Raw genomic sequence first — 15,373 nt, forward strand, 5'->3', positions numbered from 1 at the left:
GATTACATTCGTTCAGGGCCATTATGAAGACTGGTGCTGTCATATAAAAAACATTATAATCGAGGTCTTATATCATTAGTTCTTATTAGTTTTAAATTTGCATAAGATAAAATCAATCCCATGATGGAAAAAGAAGAACTGGTTGAACTTCAGGTTAGCGGAATGCACTGTAACAATTGCGCTCTTTCTGTTCATAAATTATTGGAGAAAAAAGGCCTGCATGATATCTATGTAGATTTCGCCAATGATGAGGTCAAGTTTAAAACCGATGACCCCACTTCTACCCCACTGATCATTAAGGAAATTGAAGGTCTTGGATACAAGGTTAGTGAGGACAGTATTCCTATTGAAGAAAAGTCATATGAAAAGATTGAAAATAAATTTTATTTCAGTCTGCTTTTTACCATCCCCTTGTTCTCACACATGTTCCTTCCATTCCATTGGCTTCATAACCCATTGGTTCAATTAGCATTATGTACCCCTGTTTACATTTTAGGCTGTTTACATTTTGGAAAAAGTGCATACCACTCTCTAAAAAATGGAATTCCCAACATGGATGTACTGATCTTTATTGGATCAAGTGCCGCTTTTATGTATAGTTTATACGGTACTATTCAGAATCTGGGTCCCGATTTCTTGTTTTACGAAACAGCTGCAACCATTATTTCACTTGTACTTTTAGGCAATTTATTAGAAAAACGGTCTGTTTCACAAACTACATCTGCAGTTCGCGACCTTATGCTTTTCCAGGAAGTAAAGGCCAATAAAATGCTGAATGGTGAAATAGTAGAGATACACTCATCTGAGATCCGTCCAGGTGATGTACTTGTAATTAATTCAGGTGACAAAATTCCTGTTGATGGTGAAATAATCTGGGGAGAGGCATCGATTAATGAAGCCATGCTAACAGGTGAAAGTCTGCCTGTTGAAAAATCAAAATACGACCAGGCAATAGGCGGAACAATGATTGAAAAGGGAAGCATCCAAATATTAGTGACTAAAACAGGAAAACATACAATTCTTTCACAGATCATTGAACTGATGAAGAAAGCACAAGCAGCAAAACCAACTATTCAAAAACTTGGAGATAAAGTAGCTGCAATATTCGTCCCTGTTGTTGTTGGTATTTCAGTCATCACCTTCTTTCTGGCCTTCTATGCATTTGATGTAAGCTTTCAAAAGTCCATGCTGAATGCAATAGCTGTACTTGTTATTTCTTGTCCCTGTGCAATGGGCTTAGCCACTCCTACCGCAGTTATGGTGGGACTTGGACGAGCAGCCAAAAACGGTATCTTAATAAAAGGCGGAAATACCATTGAGGAGATCGCAAAATTAAAATTCATGGTTTTTGATAAAACCGGAACACTCACAACAGGCAATTTCAAGATCAGGGCTCTCGATTGCATTCAAATTTCTGAGAAAAAAGCTGAATCTATAATTTCGGGAATTGAGGGCTATTCCAATCATCCGATAGCACGTTCATTGGTCACTGAATTAAGCCTGAAATCACCTGAAAAAATGATCTTTATCAAAGTAACAGAGGAAAAAGGATTAGGGATGACAGCTACTGATTCGGAAGGAAATACCTACATGTTTGGCTCTATGCAAATACTAAATTCTGACGAAGATCCGGGCAATTACAGCTTATTCCTCAAAATGAATGATATTCTTGTTGCCAGAATAGCCATAGAAGATGAAATTAAGCCTGAAGCGGTTAATTTAATTAAGACATTGAAGAAATTGAACATAATTCCGGTTCTGTTAAGCGGTGATCAGAAAAAGAAATGTGAGGAGCTTGGGGCGGTATTGGGGATTGAAGAAATTTATGCTGAAACTATGCCTCATCAAAAACTGGCGATCATTGACGAAATTAAAAAAAGAGGGAAGACCGCAATGGTAGGCGATGGAATTAATGATGCACCTGCACTTACCAGCTCAGACGTAGGCATTTCCATGAGTGATTCAAGTCATATTGCCATTCAATCGGCAGAAGTTATACTGCTTAAAAGCGATCTTTCATCAATAGATAATATGCTGAAAATTGGGAAACACACTTTATTAACTATCAAGCAGAACCTTTTTTGGGCATTTTTCTACAATATAGTAGCAATTCCATTTGCTGCACTAGGCTTTTTGAATCCGATGGTTGGAGCATTAACAATGGCATTTTCTGATGTAATTGTTATTGGAAATTCAATCCGCTTAAAAACAAAATCACTATAATTGCCCAATAAAGCGTGATTTAATGATTGAGATATATACAGATGGAGCATCAAGTGGAAATCCGGGTCCGGGTGGGTATGGTGTAATACTCCGATCTGGCAAACATTACAAAGAACTTTCTGAAGGTTACCGGAAAACAACCAATAACCGCATGGAATTACTTGCAGTGATCAGCGGATTAGAAAGTATAAAAAAAACAGGTCAGGAGATTATGGTTTATTCAGACTCGAAGTACATCATTGATTCTGTTGAGAAGAAATGGGTATTTAACTGGGTAAAGACCGGATTCAAGGATAAGAAAAATAAAGATCTCTGGCTTAGGTTCCTTGCCGTTTACAAATTACATCATATAAAATTTACCTGGGTAAAAGGACATAATGGCCATCCTGAAAATGAAAGATGCGATGAATTGGCTGTACAAGCATCGCAACAAAGAAATTTGTTAACTGATACTTTTTTTGAGAAGGAAGAGCTTAAATTAAATATTTAATCAATACCCCCTACAACACCTAATCTTTCGAGTTTCGTATCAATTTTTTCTTCATAAAGCAGTGGTGAATACTCACTCATTAATGACTCAACCTTAAGAACCATATTTTCAGATCCTATAAAAATTGCAGATCTCTGATGTAATGAAGTCACGTCTTTTTCAAGTATTCTTGAATAACCATCGGTGGCACGTCCTCCAGCCTGCTCAATTATGAATGCCATTGGATTGCATTCATAAACAAGCCGAAGTTTACCATTAGGAGCACTTGAAGTAGTTGGATAAATAAAGATCCCTCCTTTTATCATGTTTCTATGTATATCTGCTACCATAGAACCTATGTAGCGGGAAGTATAAGGCCTTAATGTATCAGTATCCTCAACCTGACAATATTTCAAATATTTTTTCACTCCTTCAGGAAAATGAACATAATTTCCTTCGTTGATCGAATAGATAGTACCATCCTCCGGAATTTTCATTTTTGGATGCGAAAGACAAAATTCACCGATCGATGGATCCAGAGTAAAGCCATTGACTCCTTTTCCGGTTGTATAGACAAGCATAGTTGAAGAACCGTAAATAACATAGCCTGCCGCAACCTGTTCTGTACCATTTTGCAAAACATCCGCGAGAGTTGCTTTGCCATCAACGGATTTACGCCTGTAGATTGAAAAAATGGTTCCAACAGCCACATTAACATCAATATTTGATGAGCCATCAAGCGGATCAATAGCTACAATATATTTGGCATTCTTTGAAACCTCTCCATCGATATAAACAAATTCATCATTCTCCTCAGAGGCTACTATACAACACTCTCCACCACTTTTCAAAGCTGATATAAACTGCTCATTTGCAAATACATCCAGCTTTTTCTGACATTCTCCCTGTATATTTATTGTACCGGCATCACCGAGAATATCCATAAGGCCGGCCTTATTAACTTCACGATTTACAATTTTTGAGGCAATTCCAATATCCCGAAGAAGACGGGATAATTCGCCCTTGGCATATGGAAAATCATTTTGCTTTTCAATAATAAATTGTCCTAATGTTAAAACTCCCTGCATATACTTAGTGTATTTTGTACGTTATCTAATTGCCAATTCTACTACCTCTAAGGTATGAATTTTTTCTTCAGAAATGCAAAACCGAAGCAATGTGCGCACTTTATGCCAACCATGCTTTCCGGCAGCTCCTGGATTTAAGTGTAAACAATTCAATTTTTTATCATACATAACTTTTAATATATGAGAATGTCCGGAGATAAATAAACCAGGAGGATTGCTGTAAATTTCCTCCCTGATCCGGGGATCATATTTTCCGGGGAAGCCTCCAATATGGGTCATCAGAACAGTAGTTTCTTCACAAACAAATCTGATTTTTTCGGGATAAACTGAGCGGATATCCTTTCCATCTATATTACCATAAACTCCTCGCAGTGGTTTAAATGAGTTTAACTTATCTGCAAGCTCAAGAGTTCCGAAATCCCCTGCATGCCATATCTCATCACAGTGATCAAAATGTTTAAAAACTGCATCATCAAGATAACCATGGGTATCTGATATCAACCCTATCCTCATCATAAATCAATTCGTATTAAAAAATTGTTAAAAAATCCTTTAACAGAGTTCGGTATTCTGAGGTATAAATACCAGCCTTCTCATAGATAACAAATTTATTTTTAATTGGTTCTGAAATTCCAAAACCAATTGCTAATATTTTTCTGTGAGGGCTTGATTCTGAAAAAGAATGGATCATAATTTCTCTCTTCACTTTTAATTTGGGGATTGAAACAATTAATTTTTTAACTAATTCGGAAGTTTCTATCGGCAAAATGATAAATAAAAGCCCTTTATCGCTTAACTTATTGGCTGATTCTTTAAGCAAATTTTCAAAAAAAGACTTATTAGTATGCCTGGCTATTCCCTTAGCCGGATCTTCAGACCTTAATGAATTTATAAAGAATGGCGGATTTGAAACAATCAGATCATACTGACCATTATAGTTCAAAAAATATTCTTCGATCGAGATATGAAATAAGCGGCTCCTTTTTGAAAATGGGGATCCAAAAAAATTACTTTCAGCTGTTTTTGCAGCCTTATCATCTATTTCAACAGCATCAATTAAAGCCAAAGGAAATCTTTGAGCAAGCATTAGCGCAATCAGCCCTGTTCCTGTTCCAACGTCTAGTATTTGAGCTGGAGCATCTGAATCAACCAGCGCAGCAAGAAGAACACCATCAGTATTGACTTTCATGGCGCAATCAGTTTGATCAATACTGAACTGCTTAAATTGAAAAATGCTTGCCATTAGCTTTCATAGAGCTCTATCGGAAGTCCGTCAGGATCGGTAAAAAAAACAAACCTTTTCCCGCTGAATTCGTCAACTCTGATATCTTCTGTAGTTATTCCATTTTTATTTAGTTCTGCAACAGATGACGACAAATCTTTCACTTCAAAAGCAATATGCCTTAATCCTGTTGCTTCAGGGCGAGATAACCTTTCCGGAGGTTCAGGGAATGAAAATAATTCGATCTGATACTCCCCGTTAACTGCAAGATCAAGCTTATATGAATCACGTTCAGCTCTATAAACCTCCTGTAAAATCTTTAAACCAAGAATCTCAGTGTAAAAATATTTTGACAATGTGTAATCAGAACAAATTATTGCCAGATGATGTACACGCTTCAAGTCTAACTCACCCATTTTCCATGTTTCTTATTAATACCTGTTGTATTGGGCTTTAGATTCTGAAATAAAGCAACGACAAATAAGATCATCAACTTTATGTTCTCCCTGAGAAACTCTGTCTATTAATTAATGTCTGTATTTAATATAACTAACATTTTAACAAGGCCCTTCCAGAAGCTCAGCCAGAAAGAAGCTATAACTCATGCCAATTAGTTCATGATCGAACTTCTCAAAAATAGAAAATACCCTGATATTTCTATTATATATAGGGTACAATATTCCTGATTATACTTCAATATGTACAAAACCAATTTTAGTCCAGTAGATTATACCGGGTGAATTCAAAATATGAAACATGTCGGGAAAATTTCAAATACAATAAACCAATCTGACAAAAAATCAATCGAAAATTAAAATTATTCGTCAATAATCGAAAATCGAGGCCAATATTTCATCAAAAGACATTAATTTTAAATTATTTCAATCTTTTTTTGATTTTTTTATTGATTTTTAGGTCAAAACGATTATTTTTATCAAAATTTAATTAAAACCAAGCCAAACAATGTCATCTTTAAGATTTCAAGCACTAAATGCAGTACTATCAAGGACAATTCCTGAAGTAAAAATGCCTTCATCAAAACTTTCTGATTTTTATGGATGTAATGTCTTCGATCAGAAGAAAATGAAAGATAGTTTATCTAAAGAAGCTTATAATAGTATTGTTGAATCAATCAATTCGGGAACTCAAATTGACAGAGGTATTTCGGAGCAAGTTGCTTCTTCCATGAAATCATGGGCTATGTCTATGGGAGCTTCTCATTACACTCACTGGTTTCAGCCATTAACAGGAACTACTGCAGAAAAGCATGATTCCTTTTTTGAGCCCGGTTCTGATGGCCAGGGATTAGAGAAATTTTCTGGCGAAGCTTTATCTCAGCAGGAACCAGATGCTTCCAGTTTTCCAAATGGAGGAATAAGAAGCACCTTTGAAGCCCGGGGTTATACTGCCTGGGACGCATCATCTCCAGCATTTATCATTGGTTCTACTTTATGTATACCTACTGTATTTGTTTCCTATACTGGAGAAGCTTTGGATTATAAAGCTCCATTATTGAAAGCAATTGGCTTAATGGATAAAGCAGCTGTTGCTGTGGCACAGTACTTTGACAAGAGCATAGAAAAGATAAATAGTTCATTGGGTATTGAACAGGAATATTTTCTTGTTGATCTTGCCTTATTTAATGCAAGACCTGACCTTTACCTAACTGGAAGAGCACTTTTCGGACACATGTCTGCAAAGAATCAGCAGTTAGATGATCATTATTTTGGTTCAATTCCTGAGCGTGTCCTTGCATATATGCAGGATTTTGAGACTGAATCAATTAAATTAGGAATTCCTCTGAAAACTCGTCATAATGAAGTTGCACCATCTCAATTTGAGTGTGCACCATTGTATGAGGAAATGAACCTGGCTATTGACCACAATTCCTTATTAATGGATCTGATGGACAAAGTTGCCCGCAGGCATAATTTCAAGGTTCTTTTACATGAAAAACCATATGCAGGAATCAATGGATCCGGTAAACACAATAACTGGTCACTGATTACCAATACAGGCAAAAACCTGCTTTCTCCCGGGAAGACTCCAAAAAACAATCTGATGTTCCTTACGTTCTTTGTAAATACGATCAGAGCTGTTTTCGAATATTCAGATCTGTTGAGAGCATCTATTGCATCTGTTAATAATGACCACCGTTTAGGTGCTAATGAGGCTCCACCGGCAATCATTTCAATGTTCCTTGGCAGTCAGCTGAATGACCTGTTAGACGAAATTGAATCATCACGAGTAACCAACAAGATGAAACAGGAACCGTCATTATGGACTAACATTCCTAAGATTCCACAAATATTATTGGATAATACAGATCGTAACCGTACTTCACCTTTGGCTTTTACAGGTAATAAATTTGAATTGCGTGCTGTTGGTTCTTCAGCTAACTCAGCCAATCCAATGACCATCCTGAACACGATCGTTGCAGATCAGTTGAATAAATTCAAAGCGGAAGTTGATAAACTGATCAAAAAGGGCGACAAAAAAGATGTTGCTATCATGACTGTGATCAAACGTTATATCAAAGAATCTAAAGCCATTCGTTTTGAAGGAAATGGTTATAGCGATGAATGGGCTGAAGAAGCTAAAAAGAGAGGCTTATCAAATATCAAAACCACTCCGAAAGCACTTGATGTTTTACTTGATCCTAAAACGGACAAATTATTTGAAGATACAGGTGTGTTCAGTAAACGCGAATCACATGCCCGTCATGAAATTCTTTTGGAAAGTTACTTCAAGAAACTTCAGATTGAAGCAAGAGTTATGGGTGACCTGGTTGATAACGTGATCATTCCAACCGCCATTAATTATCAAACAACCCTTATCGATAACGTAAAGGGATTGAAAGATCTTGGTTTAGGTGAAGATACCTATGCAGCTCAGCTTGATATCATCAAGAAAATTTCAGGACATGTTAACTTTATCAGAACGGCAAACCTTGAAATGGTTAATGAACGTAAAAAGGCTAACAACATTGAAGACATCAGAGATAAATCAATTGCGTATGATGAGAAAGTTAAATCATACTTTGATCCTATCCGTTATCATGTTGACAAACTTGAGCAATTAGTGGATGACTCAAAATGGCCTCTGCCGAAATTCAGAGAATTATTGTTCCTCAAATAGTACTGAGTATTGAGTACAGAGTATTGAGATATGAGACACAAAGTTCTGCTTCGGCGGAACTTTGTTGTTTATAGCCAAATAAACATATCTATAATCCCACATCTCATATCTATAATCTCACATCTCATATCTATAATCTCACATCTCATATCTCACATCTCATTTCTAAGTACTATTTTTGCACCAATGTCAGACCTCAAATACAACCAGCGCGGCGTTTCAGCTGATAAAGAAGATGTGCATAATGCCATCAAAAACATAGATAAAGGAATTTTTCCAAAAGCCTTTTGCAAGATCATACCTGATATTTTAGGATCTGATAATGCCTATTGTAATATCATGCATGCAGATGGTGCAGGCACAAAATCATCCTTAGCCTATATTTACTGGAAAGAAACTGGTGATATTTCAGTTTGGAAAGGAATTGCCCAGGATGCCATCATTATGAATCTTGACGATCTGCTTTGCGTAGGCGCTACTGATAATATATTGCTTTCATCCACTATTGGTCGCAATAAAAACCTGGTAACGGGTGAAGTAATTGCTGAACTGATCAATGGTACAGAAGAAATTCTTGGTGAATTGCGTGACCTTGGAATTGGGATCTATTCTACCGGTGGTGAAACAGCCGATGTTGGAGATATTGTCAGGACCATTATAGTAGATTCTACTGTAACATGCAGAATGAAACGTTCAGATATAATATCCAATGATCAAATTCGTCAAGGGGATGTTATTGTTGGTCTTTCATCTTATGGAAAAGCAAGCTATGAAAAGGAATACAATGGAGGAATGGGTTCAAACGGACTAACTTCTGCCAGACACGATGTTTTCCATAAATATATTGCAGAAAAGTATCCTGAAAGTTATGATCCGGCAGTGCCATATGAATTATTATTTTCCGGTAATAAAAGGTTAACTGACAATATCAGTATTCCGGCGACAGAATTTAATGAGGCTCTTGAAATTACTGCAGGAAAGCTAGTTCTCTCACCCACTCGCACTTATGCTCCAATAATTAAAAAGATCCTGGATAAACACCGTTCAAACATTCACGGCATGGTTCACTGCAGTGGTGGTGCGCAAACGAAAGTTCTTCATTTTATTGACAAGCTTCATATCATAAAAGACAATATGATGCCGGTACCACCCCTATTCAGCCTTATACAGGAACAATCCAATACAGACTGGAGAGAAATGTATAAAGTATTCAACATGGGTCACAGAATGGAGTTTTATGTGCCAGAGGAAATAGCGCAATCGATAATTGATATTTCAAGAGAATTCAATGTTGATGCGCAGATAATCGGACATGTGGAAGATTCAGAAACTAAACAGGTCACAATACGCTCTCCATACGGTGAATTTATATATCATTAAAATTTATTCCTATATAAGAAAGCCTTTTTGATTTTTCAAAAAGGCTTTCTTCGTTTAATTATATCTCACCTGATCTACCAGGAAATTAAAATTTATTGTTTCTTCATGATCAGTTTATCTTTTGGAACCGGTAATTTATTAGTTCTGATATCCAATTCATCAATAATATTCCTGGCACCACCAAGAACATCAATACACCAAAGTACAAATCGGATATCTACTGAAATAGTACGTTTATATTGCTTATCAAATGCAATATCACCACTCATAGCTTCCCAGTTACCATCAAAAGCAATTCCAATTAATTCTCCATTACCATTTAGTACAGGTGATCCTGAATTACCTCCGGTGATATCATTATTACTTATAAATCCAACGGGAAGTGTACCTCCCTCCGCATATTCTCTGAAATCTCTTTTTGCATAAGCTTCAAGTAAAGATTTCGGAAGATCGAACTCATCATCTCCGGGTTGATATTTAGCAACCATTCCATCAATAGTGGTCTTAATATCATATGTAATACCATCCTTAGGGCTGTAGTTTTGAATGGTACCATAACTGATACGCATAGTAGAATTGGCATCTGGATAAGATAATATTCCTTTATTTTTTTCCAGCAAAGCTTTCAGATAAAGATTATCAAGACGATTTTTCTCTGTTTGAAAATCAGACAAAACAGTACCAAAATTATTCTTTACATAATCCTGTGGTACCAGATTTACAGCATATTTATACGCAGGATCGTTTTCCAGGGCCTCCATACTTGGATTTGACAAGAATGTACGCATCTTCTCAGGATCTATAAGATTACTCTTTTCCCATAAATGGTCTGCGTAGTTTTTAAAACTAGCTTCAGCTGAACCTTTCCAGAAATCCTCCAGAATAAGGGTGATGAATTTAGGATGCTGCGACTTAGGAACATCCTGATAAAAAGAAGTCAGAATTTGAGCAAAGATCTTCTTATCTGCAATTTCAGAATACGTGTTTTGGTAGTTATTGACTAATACATTCAAATTTTGATTTACCTGACTCAGATATGCTGCATCATCTTTACGGGCGATCATTGACTTGATCATACTTCCAATTTGGTTAGCATTACGGATGAAGGATGAAGCCAATAAACCTTCATTAATATAGGTAATGTGAACTGCATAAGGCTCATAGGCAGCATATGCATTTTTATAAGCACTAATCAAATTTACATTCACTGAGGATGAAGCTGCCCATTTGGTAAAATCAGCTTCCTGTTTTTGCTTCTCATCCTGAATTTTTAAGCGTTTTAACTGCTCAGTCTGCCCAATAAAATACTTCCAGTAATTAGCAATATTTGCATATTGAGAAGACAATTTAAGACGGGTATCCACACTTTTATCCATTTCTTCTTTCCATGCCTTAAGGCGGATATCACGAAGTTTAACAATTGTTGGATTGGTTTTTTCTGTTGCCAGATTTACCCCAAAAGAAGTTAAATAGCGGTCTGTACGTCCCGGAAAACCATAAACCATTGAAAAATCGCCATTTTTAATTCCTTTAATTGAAATAGGAAGTGATTTTTTAGGAGTATAAGGTTTATTATTCTCTGAATAAGCGGCAGATTTATTATTTGCATCAGCATAAACGCGGAAAACGGAAAAGTCGCCGGTTTGACGAGGCCATTCCCAGTTATCTGTATCACCTCCGAATTTACCAATTGATTGAGAAGGTATTCCAACCAGGCGAATGTCATTAAACCTTTCATAGATAAATAAAAGATATTGATTTGCTTTATAAATATCCCTAACATCTGCTTCCATAGTAGTTCCAGAGGTTACATCTGAAGTGATCTTCTTGCTTACCTCAGCTATTTTTGCTGCTTTGTCTTTTTCTTCTACCCCAACTAAAGCGGCCATTATCTTTGGTGTAACATCTTCCATACGCACAAGAAAGCGAACGAACAATCCCTTGATTGGTTTTTCCTCCTGAAAGGATTTAGCATAAAAACCATTATCAAGAATATTATTCTCGGGAGTAGAATTAGATGCAGCAGCATCATAACCACAGTGATGATTAGTAAAGATCAATCCATTTTTGGAAACGATCTCACCTGTACAAAAACCACCGAATGAAACAATGGCATCCTTAATACTAGCCTTATTTACACTATAAAGATCTTCGGGAGTTAATTTAAAACCTTGCTTCTTCATTTGCTCATAATTCTTTCCTATGAGCATTGGAAGCCACATACCCTCATCAGCCTTTAGAGGCTGAGCCAAAAACAATACAAATGCCATCAGTATGACTGAGACATATTTTAGTCGATTCATAAATTTTGATTTAATAAAATTGGTTATGCAAATATAATGCCTTAGAAAGCAAGATGAAACTGTTCTAAATAATAAAGGACAAAAAAAGACCCGCTTCTTTCGAAGCAGGTCTTTGGATAATCCAAAAAATATTATTGGAAATTGTAACGGAAACCGAATTGCATATAATAAGTAGATGCAAAAGTTTGAGAAGTTCCAAAAGTTGAACTTACCGGTTTATTATTGAATGTATTTAACCAGAATGTAGGCTTAGTTGTTCCACCTGGTGTTAACGCAGAAACGTTCTGAGGAACAAGAACAGCTGCAGTTTGAACAAAATTAACATTACCCCATTTGCTGCTCAATAAGTTACCAAAGTTCATAACGTCCACAGTGAATTGGAAATTATTTTTGCTTTTACCAAAATCCTTGAAAATTTCCTGAGTTAATCTAACATCAACCTGGTTTCTCCATGGAAGTTTAGCTCCACTACGCTCAGCATACTTTCCTTTGTTCTTTTTAAGGTAATCATCCTGCTCAACATAAGCGAAGAAGAGATCACTTTGCTGCTGTGCAGTATAGGCAACATTACTTGTTCCTGAAGAAGCCGGACGAGCTGCAAAAGTGATCTCAGAAGCATCCTTAGGAATGTAAATCAAATCATTTGTTTGTCCGTCACGGTTAAAGTCAGTAGAATAAGTATAAGAGAATCTTCCCTGATGTGAAGCCTCGAAAAACATAGACACAGATGTAGCAAGGTTTTTAATATATTCTTTACGGTAAGTAAGACCTGCAATTACACGGTGAGGTACATTAAAGTTTGAATAACTCATACCTGGATTATTTCCTGTATTTGAGGTTTGAGTATTAGACCATGTATTAAATAACTGGTCACCACCACCATCATAAATTAATTTTTGTTCACTTCTGGTATATGACAATTGAGCTGATAATCCTTTATTGAAAGATTTGTTCAACGTTGCAGTCAAAAACCATGAATGACCCTCATTTGAATTATCCAACACAATAGAATTTAATGAACCTGTTGCAGTTGCACTTGCCTGTCCAGTGTTTGTCAGTTTGTTTATAAACTTATCAACGTTTGCATTTGGATACATTGGACGGTTATCCGGATAACCTGAAACATTTAAAGCTTTTGGATCAACAAGATTGACATTGAATCCTTTTGCAATGTTCAGATCTTTATTGTAAATACCTTCTAATGTACCAACAATACCCCACGGCAACTTCGCGTCTAAAGCTAAGCTGCTTTTCCAGGTTTGAGGAAATTTAAAATCAGGATCAATTGCACTGATTGTACCAGGAATTGAAGTACCGGCTGCCGGAGGAGTAGCTGGAAGGTACTTTCTAATATCAGCACTGAATGGTCCTGGAGTATTAGCAGTACCATTAAAGTTTTGAGTAAACTGAATAAGACCAGCATCACCAGATTGAGCAACGATCCAAACAAAAGGAACTTTTGTAGTAAAGATACCGGTACCACCTCTTATTTGTAGAGAACGATCACCTTTAACATCATAATTGAAACCTAACCTTGGAGAGAACATAATTCTTTCTTTAGGCAATACACCTGTATCAATTTTTCTTCCCTGAGAGAACGTTAGAGGTGCGATCAAAGGATGCGTTTTTACTTCAGGAACATCCGGATAAGTAGGTAGCTCAAAACGAATACCCGCAGTAATATTTAACTTCTCACCTACGCGGAAATTATCCTGAAGGTAAGCTGAATACTGCTGGAATTTAAATGTTGGGAATGCCTGCGCATAACCCGGAGATAAAGAATAAGTTATTGCATAATCATTTGGCTTAGAGCCATTTACAAAATCTTCCCAGGAGTTGAAACGGTAATAACCTGTTCCGAAGCGTTGAAAACCATTTTTTGTTGTACTAAAATCCATTTGAGCACCCAGAGTCAACTCATGGTTACCCAGATTCATTGTGAAATTATCTGTGAAGCTATAAGTCTGAACGTCTCTTAAGTTTCCATAAGTAAAAGGCTCATAACCGAAGGTTGTAAATGCCGTTCCGTCTTTCATTATATCTACCAGAGGAAACACATCACTTTCAGAACCTCTTGGGTCATTCTGATGAGTGAAACTACCTCTTAAAGTATTTGAAAATTTAGATCCAAAAGAAGAGTTTAACTCAGCTGCCAATGAATATTGATTAGCTTGCTGAGAATAATTTGAATTACTGAAGTGCAGGTGACCAGGGTTTAAACGTCCGCCATTATTTGGGAAATTAAAACCAGTTCCTCCTGTAGAGTTACTCAAAAAAGAAGGAGAACTACTCTCTACCTGATTATAACGAATATTAAAGCGGTGATCTTTATTAATATTCCAGTCGACACGTGCAAGGAATTTGTAGTTATTACTTTTATTTGAATAACCCTGATAGACTCCCGGATTATAACCATAGGTATTTTTAAGGTAATTACTAATCATATCTAATTCGCCTGCTAAAGGACGAGCTACATTAGGGTTAGAACCAAATGGAGCTGCAGAAGTTGCTGCTACCCTGTTCTGACCTGGTCTAACCTCATCAGTACGGTCGATATTTGCAAAGAAGAAAAGTTTATTTTTGATGATAGGTCCACCTAAACTAAGAGCGAACTGAGTAACATCAAGAGGTTGTAAAGTGATTGTATTTCCGTCAACTTTACTTCCCTGGTTACCATCATTACGCATACCGAAATATGCATTTCCGAAAAAACTATTTCTTCCTGAACGGGTTACAGCATTAATTGCACTACCTACAAATCCAGACATTCTTACATCATAAGGAGCAACATTTACTGATACCTCCTCAATAGCGTCAATTGAGATAGGAGAACCACCTGCAGGCAGGTTGCTTCCGATACCAAATTGGTTGTTAAAATCTGAACCATCCACTGTAAAGTTATTCTGACGGTAATTACCACCACCTATCGAAGCACCGTTAGCCTGAGGGGTAAATTTAGTCAGGTCATTGACACTTCTGCTGATCGTAGGTACGTTTTGAATTTGTGCACGACCAATATTGGTTGTAGCACCTGTACGGTTGGCATTAAGTACTGAGTTAGGATCCTGTGCAGTAATTACCACTTCCTGAAGTTCTCTTCCGGATGCATTTAACATTACATTTAACACATAAGGCTCGCCTAACTTTAACATCACTTCGCTGAATGATTCCGATTGGTATCCAACATAAGTTACCTGTATAAGATAAGGACCTCCAACACGCATGTTAGGGATATTAAATCTTCCGTCAACACCGGAAGAAGAACCATAAACGGTCCCTGTTGGCTGATGTGTAGCCTTAATTGTAGCACCGATCAGTGATTCCTTTGAATCACGAATAGTACCCGATAAACTACTTGTTGTTACCTGTGCAGATATATTAAACACAGTACATAACACGACAAGTGTTAAGAGTAGAATTTTCTTCATAAATTGGTTTTTTAATAATTGGTTGTTTGAATCGCCGCAAATATACAGAGCATTTCTGAAAATTCGATAGTGTCTATATTAACTTAATGTTAAATATTACAGATACTTTTCGACATTCCAAT

Annotated in this window: 10 protein-coding genes; 4 read left to right on the forward strand and 6 right to left on the reverse strand. The window is 36.6% G+C overall.

Annotated features, from left to right (window positions below):
• Window positions 1-120: 120 nt before the first annotated feature.
• Together BLR27_RS08565 and rnhA are read left to right on the forward strand one after the other, a co-directional pair.
• Complete coding sequence (locus BLR27_RS08565) at window positions 121-2,223, forward strand: heavy metal translocating P-type ATPase (protein ID WP_090703742.1); 2,103 nt, start codon at window positions 121-123, stop codon at window positions 2,221-2,223.
• A 22-nt stretch (window positions 2,224-2,245) separates the two neighbouring features.
• A complete protein-coding gene (gene rnhA / locus BLR27_RS08570) occupies window positions 2,246-2,713 on the forward strand; it encodes a ribonuclease HI (protein WP_090703746.1) in 468 nt (155 codons plus the stop codon).
• On the opposite strand, the gene fbp is transcribed toward rnhA, so the two are convergent.
• Genes fbp through gloA2 form a run of 4 tightly spaced genes read right to left on the reverse strand, consistent with a single transcriptional unit; the run spans window position 2,710 to window position 5,418 of the window.
• Entirely contained in the window at window positions 2,710-3,780 is a 1,071-nt protein-coding gene (fbp, locus tag BLR27_RS08575) for a class 1 fructose-bisphosphatase (RefSeq protein ID WP_090703749.1), read from the reverse strand. The genes rnhA and fbp overlap by 4 nt on opposite strands.
• A gap of 21 nt (window positions 3,781-3,801) precedes the next feature.
• Window positions 3,802-4,296 (reverse strand): metallophosphoesterase family protein, encoded by a 495-nt coding sequence (locus tag BLR27_RS08580; RefSeq protein WP_090703752.1) that lies wholly within the window; start codon window positions 4,294-4,296, stop codon window positions 3,802-3,804.
• A 13-nt stretch (window positions 4,297-4,309) separates the two neighbouring features.
• Entirely contained in the window at window positions 4,310-4,969 is a 660-nt protein-coding gene (locus BLR27_RS08585) for a tRNA1(Val) (adenine(37)-N6)-methyltransferase (protein ID WP_176767645.1), read from the reverse strand.
• A 53-nt stretch (window positions 4,970-5,022) separates the two neighbouring features.
• Window positions 5,023-5,418 carry an SMU1112c/YaeR family gloxylase I-like metalloprotein gene (gene gloA2, locus BLR27_RS08590; RefSeq protein WP_090703759.1) on the reverse strand — a complete coding sequence of 132 codons (396 nt, stop codon included), beginning with the start codon at window positions 5,416-5,418 and terminating at the stop codon, window positions 5,023-5,025.
• A 547-nt stretch (window positions 5,419-5,965) separates the two neighbouring features.
• On the opposite strand from gloA2, the gene BLR27_RS08595 reads away from it, so the two are divergent.
• On the forward strand, window positions 5,966-8,140 hold the full coding sequence (locus BLR27_RS08595) for a glutamine synthetase III family protein (RefSeq protein WP_090703762.1): 2,175 nt from the start codon (window positions 5,966-5,968) through the stop codon (window positions 8,138-8,140).
• Between the two features lie 186 nt (window positions 8,141-8,326).
• Window positions 8,327-9,520 (forward strand): AIR synthase related protein, encoded by a 1,194-nt coding sequence (locus BLR27_RS08600; protein ID WP_090703766.1) that lies wholly within the window; start codon window positions 8,327-8,329, stop codon window positions 9,518-9,520.
• A 92-nt stretch (window positions 9,521-9,612) separates the two neighbouring features.
• Here the strand turns inward: BLR27_RS08600 and BLR27_RS08605 are convergent, their stop codons facing one another.
• Both BLR27_RS08605 and BLR27_RS08610 read right to left on the reverse strand, forming a co-directional pair.
• Window positions 9,613-11,823, reverse strand: a complete 2,211-nt coding sequence (locus tag BLR27_RS08605; protein WP_090703770.1) for a S46 family peptidase — start codon at window positions 11,821-11,823, stop codon at window positions 9,613-9,615.
• A gap of 131 nt (window positions 11,824-11,954) precedes the next feature.
• Window positions 11,955-15,251 (reverse strand): TonB-dependent receptor, encoded by a 3,297-nt coding sequence (locus BLR27_RS08610; RefSeq protein ID WP_090703774.1) that lies wholly within the window; start codon window positions 15,249-15,251, stop codon window positions 11,955-11,957.
• Window positions 15,252-15,373: the final 122 nt, after the last annotated feature.

Source organism: Daejeonella rubra (assembly GCF_900103545.1).
GTDB lineage: Bacteria > Bacteroidota > Bacteroidia > Sphingobacteriales > Sphingobacteriaceae > Daejeonella > Daejeonella rubra.

Coding starts and splice junctions, on each gene's coding strand:
- BLR27_RS08565 (WP_090703742.1), top strand. CDS start 121: ATGATGGAAAAAGAAGAACTGGTTGAACTTCAGGTTAGCGGAATGCAC.
- rnhA (WP_090703746.1), top strand. CDS start 2,246: ATGATTGAGATATATACAGATGGAGCATCAAGTGGAAATCCGGGTCCG.
- fbp (WP_090703749.1), bottom strand. CDS start 3,780: ATGCAGGGAGTTTTAACATTAGGACAATTTATTATTGAAAAGCAAAAT.
- BLR27_RS08580 (WP_090703752.1), bottom strand. CDS start 4,296: ATGATGAGGATAGGGTTGATATCAGATACCCATGGTTATCTTGATGAT.
- BLR27_RS08585 (WP_176767645.1), bottom strand. CDS start 4,969: ATGAAAGTCAATACTGATGGTGTTCTTCTTGCTGCGCTGGTTGATTCA.
- gloA2 (WP_090703759.1), bottom strand. CDS start 5,418: ATGGGTGAGTTAGACTTGAAGCGTGTACATCATCTGGCAATAATTTGT.
- BLR27_RS08595 (WP_090703762.1), top strand. CDS start 5,966: ATGTCATCTTTAAGATTTCAAGCACTAAATGCAGTACTATCAAGGACA.
- BLR27_RS08600 (WP_090703766.1), top strand. CDS start 8,327: ATGTCAGACCTCAAATACAACCAGCGCGGCGTTTCAGCTGATAAAGAA.
- BLR27_RS08605 (WP_090703770.1), bottom strand. CDS start 11,823: ATGAATCGACTAAAATATGTCTCAGTCATACTGATGGCATTTGTATTG.
- BLR27_RS08610 (WP_090703774.1), bottom strand. CDS start 15,251: ATGAAGAAAATTCTACTCTTAACACTTGTCGTGTTATGTACTGTGTTT.